Below are 23,454 nucleotides of genomic sequence, written 5' to 3'. Positions count from 1 at the left end.
GATTAACTGAGAGCTGTAAATTTATGTTGAAATGCCGTTGTCTCCTAGGAGAGTAACGGTTTTTTTGCGTCCATCCGAATTTTTTCCAGCCAAGTATGCCATACTAAACCAAAGGTTCCTATTATAAGGATGCTTGGAGGGTAATCCGTGACGTTATGGCTTGTAATACCTTTGGCTCTTCTGCTGGTTGTCATTGTGTTGGTCCTGTCTTCTTCCATTCATTTTCACTTCCGATTGTGTAGACTTGGCAAGGATGACCGGGTGGAATTTGATATTAAGGCTGTATTTGGGTTAATTAAGTTACATTATGAGCTGCCAGCACTCGTATATGAGGGTGTGGAGCGGGGAGTGAGGGTGAAGCTGGAAGAAAGCGGGATCGCACCCGTGAAGAAGGATTCCGATAAAGAGGAGCAAATTGACAAGGAGGCAGTGTCAGGCTGGATCGATAATATTAAGGCAGCGCTGCGGGCAACACGGGGGCTGAATACATGGCTGAAAGGGCTGATGGCCCATGTCAAAATATCAAAGCTCGACTGGTCGACAGATTTCTCGCTTGGCGATGCAGCCTATACAGCAACAGCAGCGGGGGCACTATGGGGAATGAAATGGAGTCTTATTGGCTGGGTTTCGCAATTCGTCCGGCTGCAGCACGCTCCGCGTCTGTTTGTGGCACCGGTGTTCCGCGATGAGCTGTGCTTCTCCACAGAGGCAGTTTGTGCGGGGAAACTGTCCTTGGCCTACACCCTTTACGCGGGAATTCTGCTGCTGCGCCGAATCACCAAAGTGGAGGGGGGACTGGCCCGGTGGAAACAGCTATTGAGCCACAAACATTAAGGGAAGCTCCAACTGTCCGGAAGAAAGAAATGACTTACATACAAATGTAGTGATATGGGAATGATATACGCTGTGGAAGAAAGAGTATTTCCCTAGAAGTTAAAGGAGGATAATAATATGAGTGACCATCCGATTCAAGGTCTGATGCAGACAGCGATGGAAAATATCAAAGGCATGGTGGATGTTAATACAATTGTCGGAGATCCTGTGGAGACACCGGATGGCAGCGTCATTCTGCCGATCAGCAAAGTGGCATTTGGTTTTGCCGCAGGGGGCAGCGACTTCCGGGTGGAGGATGATGCACCCGGTGTGAACGGCAGCGGATCCAACGTTAAAATGCTTCCATTCGGAGGCGGTAGCGGGGGTGGCGTATCCATTCGCCCGATCGCTTTTCTCGTAGTGGGCAGGGAAGGTGTGCATATTGTACCGCTTGATAATCAAACCCATCTGTTCGAGAAAATCATTGATGCAACTCCAGGGCTGATCGACAAAATCCAGAATATGTTCCAAAATGGAAATGGTGCTCCTGTCGGGGCGGAAGTAGTGGGTGTCCCTGTTGCAAAGCCAGCAGTTAAAACAGATCCTGCAGCCAGTAATTCATCGACACACTAGCGGAGAAATCAGGGATATCGCCTTAACCGGGCGGTATCCCTTTTTTTTTGAAATTTACCTAGTCGGTGTCCGCTCCTCATACATAGAGAGGACTTAAGAGAAGGACATACCTGTCAGCCTTGCTGCATACACTTGTACAACAAGTATGATCCGAGCCATAACCTGTCTTAAGAACTGAGAAGAAAGAAGCCGGAGGATGAACATGAAGAGATTAACTTTTAAATCTTCTTTGATCCTGATATTGTGCCTGCTGCTAGTTGGCTTGCTTCCACTGCCTGTACTCCGGGCCGAAAATAGTTCTATTTCCACTCATGCCAGGGCGGCGGCGCTGATTGACGTGGAATCCGGAAGGCTTCTGTACAGCAGCAGGGGAGATGAACCTATGCTGATCGCCAGTCTGACCAAAATTATGACCGCCATAGTGGCAATAGAAAATGGGGATTTGACCTCCAAGGTCAAAGTAAGCAAAACCGCTTTTGCGAAGGAAGGATCTTCACTGTTTTTGAAGCAAGGGGAAGAAATGAAATTGGAGGATATGCTGTACGGGATGATGCTGCGTTCGGGAAATGATGCAGCAACAGCAATAGCCGAACATGTCGGCGGTTCTGAGCAGGGTTTTGTCTATCTGATGAATCAGAAGGCGGAGGAGCTCGGTTTAACCCACAGTCATTTTGCCAATCCGCATGGCCTGGATGCCGAAGGCCATTATTCCAGTGCCAATGATCTGGCGGTGTTGACCGCCTATGCGCTCCACAATCCTGTATTCAAGGAAATCGTGAAGACGCAGGAGAAGACGGCGGACAATCCTTATGAGAAATGGGACTACAAATGGAGCAATAAAAATAAAATGCTGCGGCTCTATGAAGGGGCAGACGGCGTAAAGACAGGCTACACCAAAAAAGCGCTGCGCTGCCTTGTCAGCTCTGCCACAAGAAACGGACAGCAGCTGGTTGCGGTCACAATCAATGACGGAAACGACTGGAATGACCATGCATCCCTGCTGAATTTCGGTTTCAATCATTATCCCCTCAAAACATTAATCGAACGCGGTGAAGGGATCAGCGGATACAGCTACGTGACCAGCAAAGCCTTTGCCTACCCGCTTGGACAGGGAGAAGAGGCGAGGCTGTTTACCAAGCTTGAGCTGAAACGGGAAGCAGCTGCGCCGAAGCAGGCGCGCAGCAGCGATTTTGGCTTAAAAGGCGTGCTAGTCCTGCAGCTGGGCGGCCGGGAAATCGGCCGGATACCCGTTTATGAGCCGGAGCAGCTCCCTCCGGAACAGTCGGCTTATACCAAGAAGTACAGCGCGGCCCTAGCCCCTGCTTATCCGGCGGGAAACTGGCTGCAGGCGCTTGGCAGCGCGCTCCGGGCACTTTTTCAGCGGGGGGACAGCTGAACATATGTCGTTCCTAACATGTAGATAGAACCGGGATGGGGGAGGAGGGATACACATGATTAATGGAATCTGGCTCGGAATGATCCTGATCGGCTTCGTATTTGCCGCTGTGAACGGGCGGATGGACGAGTTTACAGCAGCCGTGTTTGACGGCGCCAAAAGCGGGGTTACGGTAAGCTTCGGCCTAATCAGCGTGCTGGTTTTCTGGCTCGGAATTATGCGGGTGGCCGAGGATGCCGGATTGCTCAGTAAAATCGCCAAGGTACTCGGACCCGTAGTCTCCTTTCTATTTCCCGATGTTCCGAAAGGCCATCCTGCGATCGGCTATATCCTTTCCAATATGAGCGCCAATCTGCTCGGCCTTGGCAATGCCGCAACGCCTATGGGCATCAAGGCGATGCAAGAGCTGCAAACGCTGAATCCGGACAAGGAGACCGCCACCCCGGCGATGTGCACCCTGCTGGCGCTAAATACGGCAAGTATTACGCTGATCCCGGCTACGCTGATAGCGATCCGGCTCAACTACGGCTCAGCCGATCCTGCCGGCATCGTCGGTACAACCCTGGCGGCGACTGCAGTCGCGACGATTGCAGCCATCGCCGCCGACAGGCTGTTCCGCAGGCTTACTCTTATGCGCAGGCCGCCGAAACCGCCGGCGGTAAAGTCCGGCGATTCAGCCGGAGGAAGCACAGCGCTTCCGCATTCTTCAATGAAAGGGTGAGCTTCCGTGTTCCAGCTAATCAGCCTTATCTCGGCCTGGGCGATTCCGGTCCTGATCACCTTTATTCCGCTATACGCCTATTCGCGCAAGATTCCAGTCTATGAGTCCTTTGTGGAAGGGGCCAAAGACGGCTTCGGCACGGCGATTGCCATTATCCCGCATCTCGTCGGCATGCTTGTCGCCATCAGCGTGTTCCGCGCCTCCGGTGCGCTGGATTTCTTCATGGGTTTCATCGCCCCGGCCCTCAAAGGCTTGGGTGTGCCGCCGGAAGTGCTGCCGCTCGGCCTGCTGCGTCCGCTGACAGGGACAGGCTCCCTCGCTTACACCACTGACCTGATCCGTGTCCATGGCCCGGACTCCTTGATCGGGATGATCGCTTCCACGATCCAGGGCAGTACAGATACGACACTGTATGTTCTGACCGTCTACTTCGGTGCTGTGGGTGTCCGCAACGGCCGCTATGCCCTTAAAGTCGGTTTGTTCTCAGACGTCATTGGTTTTATCGCTGCCATCGCCGTATGCCTGCTGGTGTTTGGGTAGCGGGCAACCGGGTGCCGCCGGAGTCTGCTTAATAGTCACGTGTTGGCGGGGATACTTTATCAATGAGAATCAGGCCGTCGAACTGCTCCTTCGGAACGAATTTCATCACCATCGGAGCAATGACCACCCTGGTGAGCCCGTCCTCAGCAGCATATTGAGGCTGAAATATCCATTTGTTGCTTGTGTTTGCTTTGCTGTGCTTGCTGAGGTCAACGAAGGTACTGGAGTATCCGCTTTGCATGATTCTTCCTTCTAAGGTTCCCTTTGGCATCGGCCCGATAGAGAATTCCTTCAATGTTGTAAGGTTTGCTGCTTTGCCCTTATTCATATAAAAGCCGACCACATACATCTTATCCTTCAGCTTCTGATGCAGCAGCTCGCCCATGCTGGTAAAGCTATTCTGCCATTTTCCTTGCTCGAAGATGCGCATGTCCGAAGTGTTTTTAGCCAAATGGTCGTTGTGGGCCCACAGTATGATCTTTTTTCCGGGGTATCTGACCTTCATCAGCCATTCCACATGCTCAGCCATTATTCTGTCCCGTGCCTCGTAAACTTCCCGCACATTGGCTACCTGCCCTTGCGTTAAAAAATGCACCCTGTCTTCCAGTCCTTTCAGAATTGTATCTGCTGTGTGGGGGGCACTGGGATAAATAGCGTCGAACTGTTGCCGGCGTTCCTGGATGTACCTGATGAATTCTTTATATTTAGGAACATACTTTTGAATGACTTTTGCTATTTGCTGCTGGTAAATTGGATTGCTCTTGTTCTCCAGAGCGTATTGTTCGATCAGCCCATAATAGGTTTTAATGGCTTCATTATCAAAGTCCATAAAGGCTTTGCCATAGTCCTTATTCACCTTAGAAATGAAACTGCGCGTAGCTACTGCAAACAATGGGGAGGTATACTGCATATCATATCCGGCCAGCTGTAAAGGCTTGTCCGTCTGGCGCGATTGTTTGATGTAGTTGAACAGCTCCAGGGTTTCTGCGGATTTCCAGACGTCAAATATTGAATTGTCCATCATCTCTGCGGCGGTTAATTCATCAGCAACATCGTTGACGACGGAAGCTTCAGCCAGACCTGATTCAAAAGCGATGACCTCAAATCCCAATTCCTCATGCAAATATTTTACCAGCCTCGTCTTCATGCTGGCGTATTCTCCTACCCGGTGAAAGTTCTCGCCAAGGCTAACGACCGTTTTGTCCTTCAGCAGCGGCTTCAGGAAAGAAAGATCACTGTAATCCTCGCTTGTCAGCGATTTAATCTCATGCGCGTATGGCAGCGGATTCGGAGCCGGCTGTGCGGCAGACACTAGGGACCCTCCAAGCAGCAGCCCAAGTACAGATGCAACTGTGAGCGTTCGAGTTTTCCATGATCCTTTAAACAACATACGTATTCCTCCATTGCTAGATATAGTGTAATTGCAGTCTCTTTAAGCCTAAGGTGCCCAAGCCTTCGTAACAATCGATTTACATGACTAATTCCTTACATGCAAATCATGTTATGTTCGCATGTGCTGTTCGCTATGAGGGGACGGTTTCTATGCGGCGCGAAAATTAGCACCAATTCCTCACCCTGCTCGCCTCCCCTTCATATGCTATTGCAGCAATACGGAGGGAGGCCGACATGGGATGGAATATAAAGGTTTTATTCTGCATCATTCCCGCTGTCCGTCTATTAACGGCAAGGGCTTTGACTTTTGGGTCGGGGCAGACGGCGGGATTTATGCCGCCCCGCTGCTGACAGATCCGGATTATATCCACGTTTGTCTGGAAGGGGATTTCGGAGCGGAAGACAATGTCCCTCCACTTGCGGGGCGCAAAGAGCAGTTGTTTACGGCAGGTAAATTGATTCTGGAGCTGGCTGCCCGTTACCACATTTCCCCTTTGCTGGTGGAACCACACAGCAATTCTTGTCCCGGAGCATTTTTTCCATGGAATGAACTTGTGATTTATGCCTCTGATGGTTATCATTAACCTGAGGTGAGTAGTCGAAAATGGAAAGATTACAGAAAATATTGGCGCAAGCAGGTGTTGCGTCCAGACGCAAGTGTGAAGAAATGATTTTGGCCGGTAAAGTGGAAGTCAACGGGGAACTCGTAACTACGCTTGGCACGAAGGTGGACCCCGAACAAGATATTATTAAAGTTTCCGGGCGTTTGATCCGGGGAGAGAACAAGATTTACATTATGTTTAACAAGCCCAAGGGTGTCATTACAAGCGCATCTGATCCCAAGGGCCGCAAGGTGGTTACGGATTACCTGAAGGGCATTAACGAGCGCGTATACCCTGTAGGCCGCTTGGACTATGATACGGAAGGATTACTGCTGCTGACGAATGACGGTGAGTTTGCCAACTTGCTCACGCATCCGAAGCACCATGTACCGAAGACGTATTTGGCCACGGTCAAGGGTGTGCCGCATGGCACTGCACTGGACAAGCTGAAGGCAGGCATTAAGCTGGAGGACGGTATGACCGCTCCGGCGGAAGTCGAATACAAAGATGTGGATGAAGTCAACAAAGAAACTGTAATCAGCATTACGATTCATGAAGGGCGCAACCGTCAGGTCCGGCGGATGTTTGAAGCGATTTCCCATCCTGTAATCCGTCTGAAGCGAATTTCCTTCGGAGATATTTTGCTGCAAAATCTCAAACGCGGCTCTTACCGCCACCTGACCAAAGATGAAATCAATCATTTGCAGCAAATGGCCAAGGCTGGAGCGCTTAAAGCAAATACGACACGCAAGGACACATAAAGTTCACATTTCCCCCTCCTAAAACTGTGACAATATTCGGTATAATGTTCATAGGATGTTCACACCTAACAAACAAAGTATGAGTTGCGTCACAGAAGGGGGCTTCGCGTGTGGGCAAAGCGAGAAAGCCGATTCAAATCGTAATTCTGTTTTTGATACTTTTGCTTGGAGGTTATGCAATCGGTTCCTCCGTATTCGGAGGAGACGGAAAACCCCGGGAGGGCGGAAGGGCGCCGTCCTTTGAACTGTTGGGACTAGACGGTTTGACCCATACGCTCGAAGAGTACAAGGGCAAATCGGTTGTGCTTAATTTTTGGGGCTCATGGTGCGGCCCTTGTGTGAAGGAAATGCCTGCTCTGCAGGCGCAGTGGGAGAAATGGAAAGATCAAGGTGTAGTGGTCGTGGGGGTTAACGTCGGCGAGGATCAGATGACAGTGGAGAATTTTGTTAAGCTTGTCGAAATTGATTTCCCGATTGTCATGGACACCGGACGGGATGCCGTCCGCAGCTATGGCGTATCCCCATTGCCCACCACCTTCTTTATTGATAAGAAGGGCAAAGTGGACAGCATTCATATAGGCCAGCTGGATCTGAACTCACTGGAGTCCCAGATCGGAAAGCTGGTGAACGAATGAAGAATCGGACGCCGCTGATCAGCAATACCAAATGCGAATGCGGGCATCAGAATCCGGTAGGTACCGTTCTGTGCGAAGCCTGCGGCAAACCGCTGGAGGAGAAGGAAAGTTCCTCGGGAGAGAATCTTGAAATGCGCTACGATGGAGTTGCCCGCCGTTCACAGCGTGTGAATCCCGGAGTGATCGACCGCGTGTGGAACTTTTTTTCCTCTGTCAAAATAGCGATTTACCTGATTGTGCTGACGCTGCTGGGCTCCATGCTGGGTACGATTTTCCCGCAGGAGAGTACTTTTCTGAACATTGATGCCTCAACGTATTACAAAGAAACGTACGGAACAGCCGGGAATATCTATTATAGACTTGGACTTTCGCACACCTATGAATCCTGGTGGTTTGTAACCCTGCTGGTAATGATCGGAGCTTCACTGGTGATCTGCAGCCTGGACCGCGTACTTCCGCTGTACAAGGCGCTCACCCGACAGAAGATCCGCAAGCACCGGCAGTTTCTGACCCGCCAAAAGGCTGTTCTGGTCACTGGTGTACAGGAAGATCCGGAGACTTGGGTGGCCGGAATTGTAGAGCCGCTTAAGAAAAAAGGCTACCGTGTAAGGACAGAGGGGGGCGCTCTGCTGGCTGAGAAGCACCGTTTCAGCCGCTGGGGACCCTATGTCATACATATCGGCCTGATTATTTTTTTGCTCGCCGTACTGGCGAGAGGACTTCCGGGACTGAATATGGATCAGCATCTCGCTTTTCCGCAAGGGGAAATGACTAGGATTCCGGATACCACTTATTATTTACTCAATGAGAAGTTTACAGTGGAATTTTACTCGGAAGCAGAGATGCCTGAGGAATTCCGCGGCAGGAAAGTGCTGCCGAAGCTGTATGAGACAAAGGCCAAGCTTTATGAATGCACCGCCGATTGTGCCGATCCTTCGAAGGAGCCGCAGCTCGCGGAGGTGATCTCCCATGATATTCGTGTGAATTCACCGCTCAGCTACAAAGGTTTGAAAGCGTATCAGTTTGATTATGATCTGACCCCTGTACTGCGCTCAGTACAGCCTGAGCTGGTGAATTCAGCTACGGGTGAGGCATTCGGCAAGTTCAAGCTGGAGATGAAGAACTCTCAGCGCATCTTTCAGGTCGGTCCCTACACCCTGAAGCTGAAAGAGAAATATATGGATTTCGGTCTGAACGAGGAGGGGCAGCCGGTATCCAAGTCACCTTATCCGAATGCGCCTGCATTCCTTTTTCTGATTACGGGGCCGGACCTGCCGGGGGAAGGGCAGCAATATTTCTATTTTCCGAAGGCGATTGACAAGGATCAGTTCCAGCAGCAGACGATCAACGATAAGCTGGGAGGCGGCAGCCGGTTTCTGGAGCTTGAAGTGAAGAGCATGAGCGATGTTGATTTTGCAGAGTCCACCTCCTTCCTCAATGTGCGTGTGGACCGTGCAATGCCCTTTGTCTGGATTGGTGCCGGGATCGTAATGCTTGGGCTCGTGCTCGGCTTCTACTGGCAGCATAGACGCATCTGGCTGACGCTGGAGAACGGAGAACTTGTACTGGGTGGCCATACGAACAAGAATTGGTTCGGCTTCCGCCGTGAGATCGTTTCTATTCTGAAGAAGATAGACATGACAGTCGATGAAAAATCATTGGACAACGGAGGAGGCATGGCATGAGCTTGCTCGATTTCAGCAGTGATGTCTTTATCATCGCATTTTTCTTATACAGCGGTGCGTTTATGTTGTTCACAATCGCTATTATGGGGCGCAGGTGGTCTGGCAGAAAACCGGAAGAGCATACCGCGCGCTGGGGCAGAATCGCGTTTATAGTTTCCTCTTTGGGCCTCATTTGCCACATGGCTTATTTCATCACCCGCTGGATGGGATCGGGTCATATTCCGGTCAGCAATATGTATGAGTTCATGACCTTTTTATCCATGATGGTGATGGTTGCCTTCACAGTAATCTTCGCCATCTACCGCAAGATCATTCTCGGCGTCTTTGCGGTACCGATTTCCATCATCGTTATGGCTTATGCGGCAGTATTTCCGCAGGAGGTTCAGCCGCTGATACCTTCTTTGAAATCCATCTACCTGAACATTCATGTTACCCTGGCCGCCTTGGGCGAATCTTTCTTCGCAGTCGGCTTCGCAGCCGGTCTGATGTATCTGCTGCGCACAGTGAATTTCGACAGCGCGGAGCGGAGCGACCGCAAGCAGCAGCGGCTGGTCGAATTTACTCTCTTTTCGATCATTGTTATAATAGGGTTTCTTGGGAGCGTCTTTGCTTTTCGCGGCGCCGGATACGAAACTGTTTTCGTTCGTTCTAACGTTACGATTGACAGCCCCGGGCAGGAAGATAGTACAATAGAAAGAGTGAGCTATAAAATGCCGCCGATTGTGGCGCCGTATCATAGCGAAATTGAGCAATTCCAGTCGTTTCTCGGCATGAAGGAGCCTCTCTTCGAAGCGCCTTCATGGATGAATGGTGTCAATGCGGGACGGAAATTCAACACGGTTATCTGGTCGCTGATCTCCGGCACGCTTATCTATGGACTCCTGCGCCTCATTGCCCGCAAGCCGTTAGGCAAGGCCATACACCCGGTACTGGACGGAATCGATGAGAATGACCTCGACGAAATTACGTACAGGGCTATAGCCATTGGATTCCCGATCTTTACACTGGGTGCACTGATATTTGCCATGATCTGGGCTCAAGTAGCCTGGGGCAGATTCTGGGGCTGGGATCCCAAAGAAGTGTGGGCTCTCGTCACCTGGCTGTTCTACAGCGCCTATCTCCATTTGCGGCTGGCCCGCGGATGGCAAGGGCGCAAATCCGCGTGGCTTGCCGTACTCGGCTTTCTGGTCGTAATGTTCACCTTGGTGGGCGTTAATCTGGTCATCGCCGGGCTTCATTCTTATGCGGGGACGGACTGAGCAACTTTGTTTACTATCGCAGCACTTGGTTTTAAGATAACGTTCTACTGTATTTGATGAAGGGGTTGTTGTGAAATGGCAGAGCATTTGAATAGAATTCTGGTGGTGGATGATGAAGAGCGCATTCGCCGCCTGCTAAAGATGTACCTTGAAAAAGAAGGCTACGAAATCGACGAAGCGGAAGACGGCGAAATTGCTCTGCGCAAAGCAACGGCCAATGATTATGGCCTTATTTTGCTGGATGTCATGCTGCCGGGCATCGATGGGATTGAAGTGCTGACGAGACTCCGAGGGGTCAAATCTACTCCTGTTCTGATGCTGACCGCCAAGGGCGAGGAAATCAACCGGGTCCAGGGCTTTGAAATGGGTGCAGACGACTATGTGGTTAAACCGTTCAGCCCGCGGGAAGTGATCTATCGGGTCAAGGCCATTATGCGCCGTTCTTCGGCAACGGCCTTTTTATCCAAAGAGAGCAATTCCAGCAACAATATCGTTTTCCCGCATCTTATTATTGAGCATGATGCACACCGTGTAACTGCAGGCGGCCAGGAAGTAAGCCTGACCCCGAAGGAATACGAGCTGCTGCATTATTTGGCTATCTCGCCGGACAAGGTATTCTCGCGCGAAGAGCTGCTTAAGGATGTGTGGAATTACGAGTTTTTCGGAGATTTACGTACAGTGGATACCCATGTCAAACGGCTTCGCGAGAAACTGAATAAAGTTTCACCGGAATCAGCAGCGATGATCACCACAGTATGGGGCGTAGGCTACAAGCTCGAGGTACCTAAATAAGTGAATTTCTGGAGAAGTCTTGTCGGCAAGCTGTGGATCACGATCATCTGTCTGGTTGCTGTCGTGCTCATTACGGTGGGGCTGTCTCTGCTGCCTTATATCGACAGCAACTTCGCCAATTCCGGGGCGATTAAACGTTTGTTCATGTATGCCTGTATGATCGGGTTCTCGTTGACGACATTTTTTGCCTTGTTTTTATTTACTAAGATTACCCAGCCGATGCAGCAGGTCATTGAAGCGGCCAACAATATCCGCAAGGGTGAATACGGGACAAGGCTGACACTTGTGACGAGCGACGAAATTGGTCAATTGGCCACTTCATTCAACCATATGGCTGAAGAGCTGGAGGAGAATATCCGCAGTTTGAACCACGAGAAGGGTCATCTGTCGAGTGTTCTGCGCAGCATGAGCGATGCCGTCATCACGTTTGACATCGAAGGCCGGATTATATTGACCAACCCGCACGGCCAAAAACTGCTTCAAGCCTGGAAGGATTTAGACCACGAGCAGGAAAGCGATTCTGAGCTTGATCCTGATGCGGTTGCTTCAGGCGATGTGCCGCCGCCGCTACGGCCGCTGTTCTTCAGCACGCTGAGACAGGGAAGCGACGAGCGTTCTAATGTGCATGTCCGCCAGGGAGTCTGGTCGGTTCATATGGCTCCGCTTTATTCGGAAGGGAATATCCGCGGCGCTGTAGCGGTTCTGCGTGATGTGACTGAAGAGGTGCGCCTGGAGAAAATGCGCACGGACTTTGTGGCCAACGTATCGCATGAAATCCGCACACCACTCTCGATGATGCAGGGCTACAGCGAGGCGCTGCTGGATGGAATGGCCTCCTCGCCGGAGGAGAGCAGCGAGCTGGTGCAGGTTATCCATGATGAATCGCTGCGTATGGGACGGCTGGTTAAGGATTTGCTGGATCTTGCCCGCATGGAGGCAGGACATACGGATATGGCCAAGTCGCAGGTGGATATGGATGAGCTGCTGGAACGCATATACCGAAAGTTTTCCGTACGGGCCAAGGAACGGGAGATTCATTTGGAGCTGACCAAGTCTGGCGATATACCGCTCCTTAAGGCTGCTGACGAAGATAAGCTGGAGCAGGTTCTGACAAATCTGCTGGATAATGCATTCCGCCATACACCCGCAGGCAAGCACATTACCATTGTCACCAGCACGGTGATTCTGGAAGGCCGGCGTTACCTGGGGATTGAAGTCCGGGATGAAGGAGTCGGCATTGCACCGGAGGATCTTCCTTATATTTTCGAACGTTTCTACAAGGCAGATAAAGCTCGTGTCCGTGGGGAATCCGGGGGAACGGGATTGGGACTGGCGATCGTTAAAAATATCGTCGAGTCGCATCAAGGGCAAATTACCGCGTACAGCAAGCTTGGCGAGGGGACAACCTTTACGCTGCGGCTTCCTGTCGAAAAACAGTAAACGCTTGACTCAGCATGACAGCGCCTCTGACAGCAGAGGTGCTTTTTGTTGAAACTAGCACTTTAATCTTGTTCACCGTGGAACATCTTGCAGCAAATCAAGGAGGCATCTATCATGATTTTATCGTTGGACCAAGGCACGACCAGCTCACGGGCGATTATGTTTGATCTGGAAGCGGGCATGCTCTCCCAGGGTCAGTATGATATTAAACAATCTTTCCCCCGTCCAGGCTGGGTTGAGCATGACCCGGAGCAAATCTGGGAAAGCCAGCTTGCCGCAGCCAGAGATGCTATCAGCGGAAGTCGGGTCCCGGCTGCGGAGATTTTGGCCATCGGCATCACCAATCAGCGGGAAACTGCGCTCATTTGGGACAGGGTTACAGGTGTGCCGATTTATCCGGCCATTGTCTGGCAGGACCGGCGCACGGCGGAGCAGTGTGAGGACATTAAGCGGCAAGGTCTTGCCGCTGAAATTGCCGAGAAGACTGGACTTGTCGTCGATGCCTATTTCTCGGCAACAAAGCTGGCCTGGATTCTGGACCATGTGCCGGGCTCAAGGGAACGTGCCGAGCGGGGAGAGCTGCTTGCCGGAACCATTGACAGCTGGCTGATCTGGAAGCTCACCGGAGGCGCTGTGCACGCCACGGACGTGACCAATGCTTCACGTACGATGCTGTTTAATCTGCATGAGCGCAAATGGGATGAGCGGCTTATCAAAGTTCTGCGCATCCCCCGCGCCATTCTCCCGGAGGTGCGGATGTCCGGTGGAGAATTCGGCGTAGCCCAGGCACAGTGGTTCGGTGCGGAAATTCCTATCCGCTCCGTCCTTGGCGATCAGCAGGCCGCATTGTTCGGCCATACCTGTCTGGATGCCGGCAGCGCCAAAAATACATACGGCACAGGCTGCTTTATTCTGATGAATACAGGTACAGAAGCAGTCGTCTCCACTCATGGGCTGCTGACCACCGTAGCCTGGGGCATGGGCGATGAATTGTATTATGCGCTCGAAGGCAGTGTCTTTGTGGCTGGTGCAGCCGTCCAGTGGCTGGAGGAAGGACTGGGGCTGATTACCGGCCCCTCGGACTCGGAGGACAAAGCAAGGGAAGTGGAGGACAGCGAAGGTGTCGTGGTCGTACCGGCCTTCACCGGCCTAGGGGCGCCTTATTGGGATATGTACGCCCGCGGCGCGGTGTTCGGACTGACCCGGGGGACTACGGCAGGTCACCTGGTGCGGGCCACGCTGGAGTCGCTGGCTTTTCAGTCCCGGGATGTGATTGGGGCGATGGAAAAAGACGCCGGGATGCCGCTGACCGGACTGCGCGTGGATGGCGGCGCTGTCCGCAATGATCTGCTGATGCAGTTTCAATCAGATATTCTAGGCAGTGAGGTGACCCGCACCACCTATGCGGAGACGACGGCTCTGGGGGCAGCGCTGCTGGCCGGACTCACCTCAGGGATTTGGTCAAGAGAAGAGCTTGAGAGCTTCAACAAGGCCGAGAAGGTGTTCTCGCCGCAGATGGAGCAGGAGGAACGGGAACGCCGCTATGGCGCCTGGAAGGATGCTGTAGCGCGTACCATGGGCTGGGAGAAGCATGAGGGGCGTCAGTAAGCAGGAATGTATTCATGTACCGATTTGGAAACGAGTTTTACCAACACCCCATCACGCAAGCGGCGCTCAAGAAGAGTAGGTTCTTCTTGAGCGCCGTATTTGTTCTGGCGGGCTTTAGCCGGAAGGACGCAGAAATCGTGGATAACCGCTGTCCGGGAGTCAACTTTATTAACTCTTATCAGTCCAACCAGCATCAGCTCAGAAAACCGGTTAACTGTTCCCCGGCATGGCAGAGGAAAGCAGCATCACCGTTCTCCGGTCCCAGACTCTCAACGCCAACTCTCAGATTGCTCCCATCGGAATTTTTACAGAGCAGCTCCAGCGACTTCACAGCCGCAATAGATTCTTCCGAGAAATCAGTCATTTTGTTAATTACATATTCTCCCATAACGGCTGCTACACTTCAACCGCGGAAATGATCTCTAAATTCTCAAGACCAGCCTTGCGGCCCAGCCGCGCCAGCTGCATTTTAAGGATCGGATTGTTTTCCAGCGTCAGCTTAACCTTCACAAATCCGTCGCTCTTGAACATCACGAAGCAGCTTTCCAGCAGAGGCACCACATCTGGAGCGGTTACATTTAACCTTATACAATCAATTTTTAGTTCATAGTCGGCTGGGTTAATAGGATTGATCGTTTGCTGATAAGTTTGGATAGACCGGAGACCGTCCTCTTCAGAGAAGGTGCCTTCCAATTCGATTTCGATGACTTTCTGTTCCACATCTGTCTTTAAAATAAATTTCCCCATCTGTACATCACTCCCGTTAGTGGATTGCTGAACATGAGGGGGCAGCTAAACTTGCCTTTGCGGTCCTCATGTATATCTGTTCATATAGATAACCATGAATTTCATGTATATGCAATAATAAAGTCGAAACTTGTATTAATTTGTCACAAAATATCAAAAAAAAACCTCTTCAGGATACAGCTGATAATCAGCCATAATCCATAAAGAGGTCTCTGAGCAGGATACGCTTAATCTAGAACTTGAAGATGTGAATGGTCTTTTGCAGCTGGAATACAGCTTGCGTCATTTTATCTGTCTCTTCGGCTACGGATTGCAGGGCATTGATTTGCTCATTCATGGCTGCAGATACCTCTTCGGTTCCGGCTGCCGTCTGCTGGGTAATCGCGGAAATATTCTCAATGGCGCTGGAGATTTTGAGTGCACTTTCCAGCATGAGATCACTTTCAGCAGAGAAGGAGGCGATTTGCTCGGTTATGTACTGAACACTTTGCACAATTTGCGCGAAAATATGAGCGGTCTCAGTGATCATCTCGTTCTGAACCTGCACGACCTCTTCGTTGATGGCAATATTGTCGATTGCCTGCTTGATGTCGGCTTCGATACTGCGTACCAGCCCGAATACTTCCTTAGTAGAAGCGGTGGACTCCTCGGCAAGCTTGCGGACCTCCTGGGCTACCACGGCGAACCCCCGGCCATGCTCGCCTGCGCGTGCGGCTTCAATGGATGCGTTCAGCGACAGCAGGTTGGTCTGCTCGGCAATTTCGGTGATGGTCTTCGTAATCATGGTAATTCCCCGGGCATTTTGTGAAAGGGCATCAATCGTATCGGCCACCTTTTGCGTAGCCTGAATATTTTTACGCATGCCTTCTGCCTGAGTGTCAACGGACACACGTCCTTTTTCGACCAGCTCCAGCGTATGTATAGAACGTTTATTCATTTCTTTAGTTGAGCTTGTGTAGTTAGAAACTTTGGTTTCTATGTCTTTGATGGATTCCGTCATATCTGCAATATCCACGGATATCTCATTGGCGCCCAGGGCCAGCTCGTTGGAAGAAGAGGCAACCTGTGCCATGACAATCTTGAGATTCTGGTTCTTGTCTTCAATACCCCGGCTCGCGTCCATTACCTGGCGGGTAATTCCCGAAGCTTCCGTCAGAATCTTCTTCAGCTTCTCGATCATCGTGTTGAACGAGCGGCTGATGTCGCCCATGGCCCCGCTTTCGTCCGCACGGCTTGTGAAATCTCCTTTGGCAATCGTGTGCGTCACATTGGAAATGTCGTCAAACGAAGATGTAAGCGTTCTCTCAATAAATCGTGAAAGAGGATAAGTCAGCGCTGAAAGCACCACAACAAGAATAATTCCGATCAGGATCTTGCCCATGATCAATAAAGTAATCAGAACAGGAACTGCGAATAATGCGGCAATCAGATAACAACCGGCAACTATTCTCTGTTTTAACGGAAGCTTGTTCATCCAGTCCATAATAACTATTTCCCCCTAATAAAAGTGTTGTGTATTGTAATATTATAGGCGATTTTAGGAGGTTTGGTCTATTGTAAGAACTGACATAAATTTAAGATAGGAATAATCTAAAAAATGCTGCAGGTTATCTGAAAAATGACTCCTATATTTTTGTGAATGCTGAAATTATGATTATATATGATTACGCTTTCAATCGTTATATAACAATTGCCTAAGGAGGTTCTGTTAGAAAGGGGAATTTGTAATCGAATTTCAATGCTCACTACTTTTGAAGGAGGCAATATGAAATGTTGAAACGCGCAATTTCCTCGGCCACCGCTTTACTCCTTTTGTGGTCAACACTTGCAGGAGCAGCACCTGCAACTTCCTATGCAGCAGCGTCAACTACGGAAGCCCTGGTTCCCTATTATAAAGCCTCACTGCCTGTGGATACCCGAGTGGCGGACTTGCTGGGACGGATGTCTCTGGATGAGAAAATCGGGCAAATGGTGCAGGCGGAGCGTGCATCCGTCACACCGGAAGATGTCAAGAAGTATCACTTAGGTTCGGTTCTCAGTGGCGGAGGTTCTTTCCCGAACGGGAAGCAATTAGACAGTACTCGTGAGAAGTGGGAGGCACTGGTGGATTCCTATCAAGCAGGTGCTTTATCAACACCACTGGGTATTCCGCTTCTCTATGGGGTTGATGCGGTACATGGTCAGAACAATATCATGGGTGCGACCTTATTCCCACATAATATAGGTTTAGGAGCCACACGAAATACAGAACTTGTCGAACAAATTGGGATCGCAACCGCACAGGAGGCTAAAGCATCTGGAACGAATTGGATCTTTGGTCCTACCATTGCTGATCCGCAACATATAAATTGGGGCCGGACGTATGAAGGCTTCAGTGACAACCAGTCCCTTGTAGCTGAAATGGCCTCTGCGTACATAAAGGGACTGCAGGGAAAAAACATTGGCGAGTTGAAGAATAGTGATCGGGTGATCGCCTCCGCAAAACACTTTCTTGGAGAAGGGTTAACGGATAATGGAGTGAATCAGGGCGATATCACCGGGATGACTGAGCAGGAAGTGCTCGACCTGAATCTGCCTATGTACAAAAAGGCTATAGAAGCTGGGGCAAGGACGGTAATGGCTTCCTATAACAGTATCCAAGGATTGAAGATGCACGCGAACAAACGTATTCTCACCGATGCGCTGAAGGGTACAGGCGAGGGCCAGCTTGGCTTCACGGGCTTTGTTATTACGGACTATAATGCCGTGCAGCAAATCAACAAGGATTGGGAGGGTAATGCAGTCAGTGGATTGAAGAACCAGATTAAAGTAGCTGTGAATGCCGGCGTTGACATGTTGATGATGCCAGCCGATTGGAAAGTAACCATCACTCACCTGAAGGCACTTGTAGAGGATGGATCAATTAGTCAAAGCCGTATAGATGACGCAGTAACGCGTATTTTGCGCGTTAAGTTTGAGTCAGGTGCATTTGAGCATCCGATGACGGATCAGAGTCTTGTGACTACCTTCGGCTCTAAATCACACCGTGCGCTTGCCCAGAAGGCAGTACGTGAATCCCTCGTTCTCCTGAAAAACGATAAGGTAAATGGTCAGCCGATCCTTTCCCGGCTTAAGAATATGAACAAGATTTTTGTCGCAGGCAAAAGTGCAGATGATATCGGCATACAGTCGGGTGGCTGGTCCATCAGCTGGCAGGGTCTATCCGGGAAAATTACGGAAGGAACCACGATCCTTCAGGGGATTAAGAACACAGCTGGTGAATCAAAGAAGGTAACCTACAACAAACATGGCCGTGGCGCAGCAGGCAACGATGTCGCGATTGCTGTTATCGGTGAAAAGCCGTACGCCGAATCAAACGGTGATGGCCTGAACAGTCTCAAGTTGGATAAGGAAGATATTGCTACGTTAAATAATATCCGCAAATCTGGGGTTCCGACGATTGTTGTCCTCGTATCCGGAAGACCTTTGATCATAAATGATCAATTGGAGGATATTGCAGGGCTGGTTGAAGCTTGGCTGCCGGGAACGGAGGGGCAGGGAGTAGCTGATGTCCTTTTCGGTGATTACGAATTCACAGGTAAATTACCGATTCGTTGGCCTTTCTACACAGAGGCATACTCAGCTTTGAAGGCAGGCACCTCGAATTTAGAACAGCAATATATTCTGTTTGATTATGGGTATGGATTGACTAAAAACGAATCCACACCTGTTTTACCCGCTCTTCCGCAAAAGCCGGGCAAAGCTCTCTACGCGAAAGTAGAGGCGGAGAGCTTCATACAACAGCAAGGGATACAGTTAGAGGGCACTGCTGATGTGGGTGGAGGCCAAAATATTAGCTATGCAGATGCAGGGGACTGGATGGAATATCTGATCGACGTTCCAGCAGATGGAGTGTTTGATATAGATTTCCGCCATGCCGGTGAAGGTGATACTACCGGATTTAACATTCTAAATGAGTCAGGTGTGAAACTCGGAGAGTTATCCGTAAACCGCACAGGAGCCTGGCAGAACTGGAAGACGACTACAGTTCATGACATTGCCCTTACAGCAGGTGTTCAGAAAATTAAGTTAGTGCTTAAGGCGGGCGGACTAAACTTAAACTGGTTTGGTTCCAAAGGCTTCTCACCCGCAGCGCCAGAAATTGATAGTGGGGGAATTGTAACCCCGGCACCGGTCATACAGGCGAACGCAGTAGAGAACTGGGTAACCACTGAACGGGATTCCGGGGATATGGGATGGTATTACGATCCTCGTTGGCAGGATGGTGACAAGAAGCTTGAACAGCAAGCTAATATCGACTTGACTGAGGTTGGAACGGCCATTGACCCTAAAGTTACAACGATTACTATTGATCCTAACAAAGAATATCAGTCGATGATGGGGATTGGAACATCGATGGAAGAATCGACTGTTTACAATCTGCTCAAGATGTCACCAGCGAAACAGGACGAATTACTGAAGAAGCTAGTGAGCAAGACTGAAGGCATTGGCATGAGTATGATGCGCGTGACGATTGGTTCGGCTGACTTTACAGCACAGAAGTTTTATTCCTATGATGATATGCCAAAGGGGGAAACGGACACAAGCTTAAGTCATTTCTCAATTCAGAAGGATATCGACTTCGGTATTATTCCGGCATTGCAGAAAATGGTGGCGATCAATCCGGAACTCAAATTTTTCGCTTCACCATGGAGTCCTCCAGGCTGGATGAAGACCACTGACAGCATGGTTAAAGGGCAGGTCAAGGATGAATACCTGCCTGTACTCGCGGACTATTATGTCAAATTCATTCAAGAGTATAAGAAGCAAGGGATTGTTATCGAAGCGATGACCTTACAGAACGAGCCTCTTCTTGAAATCGAATATCCCAGTACGAAAATGCCTTGGCAACAAGAAGCGGAGCTTGCCAAGCTGCTGAAGCAGAAGCTTACAGCAGCAGGACTGGACGTCAAGTTATGGATATTCGACCACAACCCGGGCGACACGATGTCTTATCCGGCTCCAATGCTGGCTGATTCTGAGAACTACGCAGCGATTGACGGAACGGCTTTCCATGATTACGGCGGCGATCTTGGGCTTATGTCTCAGCTGCATGATATGTACCCCGAGAAGAACGTTTACTTAACGGAACGTGCAGTATGGGGAACATTAGGTACGGATCGGATTGCACAGTATTTCAGAAATTGGGCAAGAAGCTATAATTCATGGGTCCTTATGCTGGATAGCGATATCAACACCCACCAGTGGGTTGGAACACCGGACCCGACGATGTTAATTCAGGATTCGTCGAACACCGATAATTATTGGCTGACGCCGGAGTATTACTTCGTGGGCCACTTCACAAAGTTCGTGAAACCAGGCTACACTCGAATCGACAGCAATTACGGTAATAAGGATAGTGTAACGAATGTATCCTTCATGAGTCCGGATAAGAAAACGATCGTTACGGTCGTTATTAACCAGACGGCATCAACACAAACGTTTAAGCTGGTGAGTGACGGAACACAAATTGCGGCAACATTAGCACCCAAGTCAGTAGCCACTTACCGTTGGAACCGTGACGTTCAAACGGTACCTGGGGAGGAGAAAGTGCTAAGTCTTACTCCGGATGTTTTGGATTATGATGTAAACGGCAAAGAAGTAACGTTGAATCTTAGCGGAGGCACCTTTAATAGTTTAAATGTAAATGACATTTCATTATCTGGTGAGGCAACGGATAAGGGTGTGACAGTAACCTCTGTTACCTACGCTACTTACAACCCGGATAAGGTTAAAGTAAAACTCGCATGGGATGGAACGCCTTATTATAATGATGTGAACCTGACCCTAAATGTACCGGCTACCGCCTATTCTGATTCTACTGATGGTAAGCCGCTTTCAGCGCTTATGAAGCTGAAAGGGACTGCAAGGCAGACACCGGCTACACCTATACCAGGTACCGTCAGCGCGGATGTTTACTATCAGTTCTCAGGAGTGGATTTTACGGAGGGATGGAAATTTACAGACATAGGAGCAGGGGACTGGGTAGACTTTAAGATTAATGTTCCGAGAGCCGGCAAATATGCATTTACGTTAAATGCTGTAGTTCCAAGTGGTGGAGGCAGTGCTTTCCAGATGAAATCTGATCATACAACGCTCGCCACATTTAACATTCCTTCCGGACCTAATACTTGGAATCTCATACGTACTTCGGCGGATTTGGAAGCAGGGGAGCAGATCATTAGAATTCTCGGCAGTGTGGGCACCTTTGAAATGCAGCATATTATAGTCGAAGAAGTGAGCCCTCATTCCGTGGACGGGGACGGCATCTTGAAAGTGGAAGCGGAGAGTTTCGTAAAAGCTGGTCAGAACGTGATCCAAGTAGGAGATCCAATTACAAACCTAGGTTATACAGCTGCGGGAACCTATATGGATTACTTAGTTACAGTACCGAAGTCCAGCAACTACAAAGTTAAATATAATTATGCGACTCCACAAGGCGGAGTTTCCGTATCGCTGCAGACGAAGGGTCAAACAACCGGTACCACAAGCTTGCCAAGTACTGGTGGCTGGGTTGTCTATTCTGAAGCGGCTTCGATCCTTCCTTTAACAGCTGGCACGCAGACCATTCGGCTTGTCATTAATGGCGACGGAGTAAACTTGGACCGGTTTCAGCTTGAGCCAACGGATTCCGCTCCGGCGCCGGTTTTTGAAATGGCTGCAGCACCTCATGTCTTGTATGAAGATAGTCAAAGGGATGACGAGCAAATCGTAAAGCTCAATACGAATATCGTTGACGGGAAAATCTACTACACAACAGACGGTACACTTCCAACAAAGAACAGCACATTATATACGGGTCCTGTCTCAGTGTCACCTGCGAAAGTCCTTCGGGCTATTGTCGTAAAAGCGGGGATGGATGACAGTTATGTCTCCTTCTATGCAGCAGCAGCGGCATCACCGCAAGCAAGTCCAGGTGCGGGAAGTTATAACAGCCTGGTCAATGTGAATCTAACAAGTAGAACCAAAGGAGCAACTATTTATTATACTACCGATGGTACCGTACCGACGACGACAAGCCTCTTATATCAGGGACCGCTTACGGTTACTTCTGATACGACGATCAAAGCAGTTTCTATTAAAGACAGCTTGAATCATAGTGCTGTCGGTGAATTCACTTTCAATATTACTAATAATCCAAATCCGAATCCCAGTACGAACCCAGTAACAAATCCCGTAACAACCCCAGGGACTACCCCGGTTGATAATGGGCAAAAGGCGATGATCAAAGCTCCGAAGCCTGTAGTAAATCCTAACACAGGACGCGCAACAACAACGATAGCAAGTGCAGATTTGAAAGCAGCGCTACAAGCTGCGAAACCAGTCAAAGGAGTCCCAACGGTCTTTATAGAAGTTGAGGAATTAGCAGGACAAAAGGGATACGAAATACTTCTTCCTGTTGAGAATCTGACGACGGGGACTTTAACCTCGAAGCTGGAAATTGTTACGGCCATTGGGAAGATAATCGTGCCAAGTAACATGCTAAGCAGAACTGTTGCGAGTGGTGTAGACAACATTGGATTAACGATTGCAGTAGCGGATATTACTGAGGATGGGGTGAAAGCAAAGATTGGGCAACATCCCGTCATCGGGCTGACCTTACGAGCCGGTAATCAGGTCATTGAATGGAATAATCCGAAAGCACCGGTAACGGTGTCTATTCCTTACACGCCTTCGGCAACGGAATTGGCCCATAAGGAGCAAATCACTATCTGGTATATCGATGGACAAGGAAATCTAATATCGGTTCCAAGCGGCCGTTACGATGAAAAAACCGGAATGGTTAGTTTCACCACGACACATTTCGGCACATTTGCTGTAGCGTATGTTAATAAATCTTTTACAGATATCAGTAAGCACGGGTGGGCAAGGCAGGCAATCGAGGTTCTGGCGTCCAAGGGAGTGATACAGGGCACATCAGATACGACATTTGCCCCTAATGCAAAGATTAAAAGAGCGGACTTTATCGTATTATTAGTCAAAGCACTTGGACTTACAGAAGTAGCAGGTGATAACTTTGCCGATGTCAAATCCACGGCTTATTATGCAGAGGCTATTGGCATAACTAAGAAGCTCGGGATTGTCCAAGGAAAAGGCGGCAATGTCTTCGAACCGGAAGCAAACATCACGAGACAAGAAATGATGGCTTTGGCCAACCGGGCATTGAGTGCTGCGCAGATTCATTTGGAACAGGGATCTGCAGCGGACTTGGCAGGGTTTGATGATATTAAGAAGATCGGACCCTTCGCGGTTGAAGACATAGCAACGCTGGTCAAGAATGGAATCGTGTCTGGTAACGGGACCCTTGTGAATCCGCTTGGGACTGCAACCCGTGCTGAAGCTTCGGTTATGATTTATAAGATGTATAATTTGCAATAACTAAGTGCTGTT

At 49.8% G+C, this 23,454-nt stretch carries 18 protein-coding genes; 14 read left to right on the top strand and 4 right to left on the bottom strand.

Translation table 11 applies throughout. The features are described 5' to 3' along the window. Nucleotides 1-147: 147 nt before the first annotated feature. The 5 genes from NST99_RS22790 (at nucleotide 148) to NST99_RS22770 (ending at nucleotide 4,103) form a co-directional block, all read left to right on the top strand. Nucleotides 148-834, top strand: coding sequence for a DUF2953 domain-containing protein (locus tag NST99_RS22790; RefSeq protein WP_341094593.1), 687 nt, complete (start codon nucleotides 148-150; stop codon nucleotides 832-834). 117 nt (nucleotides 835-951) lie between these two features. Next, nucleotides 952-1,446: a GerW family sporulation protein gene (gene ytfJ / locus NST99_RS22785; protein WP_341094591.1), complete on the top strand. Its 495-nt coding sequence runs from the start codon at nucleotides 952-954 to the stop codon at nucleotides 1,444-1,446. Between the two features lie 196 nt (nucleotides 1,447-1,642). Then, the gene (locus NST99_RS22780; RefSeq protein ID WP_341094590.1) at nucleotides 1,643-2,842 is read left to right on the top strand and encodes a D-alanyl-D-alanine carboxypeptidase family protein; all 1,200 of its coding nucleotides are present in this window, start codon (nucleotides 1,643-1,645) and stop codon (nucleotides 2,840-2,842) included. Nucleotides 2,843-2,897: 55 nt separating this feature from the next. Beyond that, nucleotides 2,898-3,563, top strand: coding sequence for a nucleoside recognition domain-containing protein (locus NST99_RS22775; RefSeq protein ID WP_341094589.1), 666 nt, complete (start codon nucleotides 2,898-2,900; stop codon nucleotides 3,561-3,563). Nucleotides 3,564-3,569: 6 nt separating this feature from the next. After that, complete coding sequence (locus tag NST99_RS22770; protein WP_340897403.1) at nucleotides 3,570-4,103, top strand: spore maturation protein; 534 nt, start codon at nucleotides 3,570-3,572, stop codon at nucleotides 4,101-4,103. A 28-nt stretch (nucleotides 4,104-4,131) separates the two neighbouring features. On the opposite strand, the gene NST99_RS22765 is transcribed toward NST99_RS22770, so the two are convergent. Then, the gene (locus NST99_RS22765; RefSeq protein ID WP_341094588.1) at nucleotides 4,132-5,493 is read right to left on the bottom strand and encodes an erythromycin esterase family protein; all 1,362 of its coding nucleotides are present in this window, start codon (nucleotides 5,491-5,493) and stop codon (nucleotides 4,132-4,134) included. Between the two features lie 241 nt (nucleotides 5,494-5,734). Between NST99_RS22765 and NST99_RS22760 the strand changes: the two genes are divergently transcribed. The 8 genes from NST99_RS22760 (at nucleotide 5,735) to glpK (ending at nucleotide 14,277) form a co-directional block, all read left to right on the top strand. Next, a complete protein-coding gene (locus NST99_RS22760) occupies nucleotides 5,735-6,079 on the top strand; it encodes an N-acetylmuramoyl-L-alanine amidase (RefSeq protein WP_341094586.1) in 345 nt (114 codons plus the stop codon). Between the two features lie 20 nt (nucleotides 6,080-6,099). Then, complete coding sequence (locus NST99_RS22755) at nucleotides 6,100-6,858, top strand: pseudouridine synthase (protein ID WP_038594591.1); 759 nt, start codon at nucleotides 6,100-6,102, stop codon at nucleotides 6,856-6,858. Nucleotides 6,859-6,968: 110 nt separating this feature from the next. Continuing rightward, on the top strand, nucleotides 6,969-7,493 hold the full coding sequence (gene resA, locus NST99_RS22750) for a thiol-disulfide oxidoreductase ResA (protein WP_038594589.1): 525 nt from the start codon (nucleotides 6,969-6,971) through the stop codon (nucleotides 7,491-7,493). Then, nucleotides 7,490-9,178, top strand: coding sequence for a cytochrome c biogenesis protein ResB (resB, locus tag NST99_RS22745; RefSeq protein WP_341094583.1), 1,689 nt, complete (start codon nucleotides 7,490-7,492; stop codon nucleotides 9,176-9,178). The genes resA and resB overlap by 4 nt, the downstream gene beginning before the upstream one ends. Next, nucleotides 9,175-10,437, top strand: a complete 1,263-nt coding sequence (gene ccsA / locus NST99_RS22740; protein ID WP_341094582.1) for a cytochrome c biogenesis protein CcsA — start codon at nucleotides 9,175-9,177, stop codon at nucleotides 10,435-10,437. Before resB ends, ccsA begins: the two co-directional genes overlap by 4 nt. Nucleotides 10,438-10,512: 75 nt before the next feature. Next, a complete protein-coding gene (locus NST99_RS22735; protein ID WP_020427515.1) occupies nucleotides 10,513-11,229 on the top strand; it encodes a response regulator transcription factor in 717 nt (238 codons plus the stop codon). Beyond that, the gene (locus NST99_RS22730; protein WP_341094580.1) at nucleotides 11,230-12,669 is read left to right on the top strand and encodes an ATP-binding protein; all 1,440 of its coding nucleotides are present in this window, start codon (nucleotides 11,230-11,232) and stop codon (nucleotides 12,667-12,669) included. A gap of 114 nt (nucleotides 12,670-12,783) precedes the next feature. Then, on the top strand, nucleotides 12,784-14,277 hold the full coding sequence (gene glpK, locus NST99_RS22725) for a glycerol kinase GlpK (protein WP_076108996.1): 1,494 nt from the start codon (nucleotides 12,784-12,786) through the stop codon (nucleotides 14,275-14,277). Between the two features lie 193 nt (nucleotides 14,278-14,470). Here glpK and NST99_RS22720 read toward each other — a convergent pair whose 3' ends face one another. The 3 genes from NST99_RS22720 to NST99_RS22710 all read right to left on the bottom strand — a co-directional run bounded on the left by NST99_RS22720 (nucleotide 14,471) and on the right by NST99_RS22710 (nucleotide 16,507). Beyond that, nucleotides 14,471-14,665, bottom strand: a complete 195-nt coding sequence (locus NST99_RS22720; RefSeq protein ID WP_341094579.1) for a hypothetical protein — start codon at nucleotides 14,663-14,665, stop codon at nucleotides 14,471-14,473. An 8-nt stretch (nucleotides 14,666-14,673) separates the two neighbouring features. Beyond that, nucleotides 14,674-15,024 carry a hypothetical protein gene (locus tag NST99_RS22715; protein WP_341094577.1) on the bottom strand — a complete coding sequence of 117 codons (351 nt, stop codon included), beginning with the start codon at nucleotides 15,022-15,024 and terminating at the stop codon, nucleotides 14,674-14,676. A gap of 232 nt (nucleotides 15,025-15,256) precedes the next feature. Next, nucleotides 15,257-16,507 (bottom strand): methyl-accepting chemotaxis protein, encoded by a 1,251-nt coding sequence (locus NST99_RS22710; RefSeq protein ID WP_076108999.1) that lies wholly within the window; start codon nucleotides 16,505-16,507, stop codon nucleotides 15,257-15,259. A 287-nt stretch (nucleotides 16,508-16,794) separates the two neighbouring features. On the opposite strand from NST99_RS22710, the gene NST99_RS22705 reads away from it, so the two are divergent. Continuing rightward, the gene (locus NST99_RS22705) at nucleotides 16,795-23,442 is read left to right on the top strand and encodes a glycoside hydrolase family 3 N-terminal domain-containing protein (RefSeq protein ID WP_341094576.1); all 6,648 of its coding nucleotides are present in this window, start codon (nucleotides 16,795-16,797) and stop codon (nucleotides 23,440-23,442) included. Nucleotides 23,443-23,454 lie beyond the last annotated feature (12 nt).

The sequence above is a fragment of the Paenibacillus sp. FSL L8-0470 genome, assembly GCF_038008625.1.
Taxonomy (GTDB): domain Bacteria; phylum Bacillota; class Bacilli; order Paenibacillales; family Paenibacillaceae; genus Paenibacillus_AQ.
This window is presented reverse-complemented; position numbering and strand designations above follow the sequence as displayed.

Excerpts from the sequence above, each read along its gene's own strand:
- NST99_RS22775 (WP_341094589.1), top strand. The coding sequence starts at position 2,898 with ATGATTAATGGAATCTGGCTCGGAATGATCCTGATCGGCTTCGTATTT.
- ytfJ (WP_341094591.1), top strand. The coding sequence starts at position 952 with ATGAGTGACCATCCGATTCAAGGTCTGATGCAGACAGCGATGGAAAAT.
- NST99_RS22780 (WP_341094590.1), top strand. The coding sequence starts at position 1,643 with ATGAACATGAAGAGATTAACTTTTAAATCTTCTTTGATCCTGATATTG.
- NST99_RS22720 (WP_341094579.1), bottom strand. The coding sequence starts at position 14,665 with ATGGGAGAATATGTAATTAACAAAATGACTGATTTCTCGGAAGAATCT.
- ccsA (WP_341094582.1), top strand. The coding sequence starts at position 9,175 with ATGAGCTTGCTCGATTTCAGCAGTGATGTCTTTATCATCGCATTTTTC.
- NST99_RS22760 (WP_341094586.1), top strand. The coding sequence starts at position 5,735 with ATGGAATATAAAGGTTTTATTCTGCATCATTCCCGCTGTCCGTCTATT.
- resB (WP_341094583.1), top strand. The coding sequence starts at position 7,490 with ATGAAGAATCGGACGCCGCTGATCAGCAATACCAAATGCGAATGCGGG.
- NST99_RS22705 (WP_341094576.1), top strand. The coding sequence starts at position 16,795 with ATGTTGAAACGCGCAATTTCCTCGGCCACCGCTTTACTCCTTTTGTGG.
- NST99_RS22715 (WP_341094577.1), bottom strand. The coding sequence starts at position 15,024 with ATGGGGAAATTTATTTTAAAGACAGATGTGGAACAGAAAGTCATCGAA.
- glpK (WP_076108996.1), top strand. The coding sequence starts at position 12,784 with ATGATTTTATCGTTGGACCAAGGCACGACCAGCTCACGGGCGATTATG.
- NST99_RS22735 (WP_020427515.1), top strand. The coding sequence starts at position 10,513 with ATGGCAGAGCATTTGAATAGAATTCTGGTGGTGGATGATGAAGAGCGC.
- NST99_RS22710 (WP_076108999.1), bottom strand. The coding sequence starts at position 16,507 with ATGGACTGGATGAACAAGCTTCCGTTAAAACAGAGAATAGTTGCCGGT.
- NST99_RS22765 (WP_341094588.1), bottom strand. The coding sequence starts at position 5,493 with ATGTTGTTTAAAGGATCATGGAAAACTCGAACGCTCACAGTTGCATCT.
- NST99_RS22755 (WP_038594591.1), top strand. The coding sequence starts at position 6,100 with ATGGAAAGATTACAGAAAATATTGGCGCAAGCAGGTGTTGCGTCCAGA.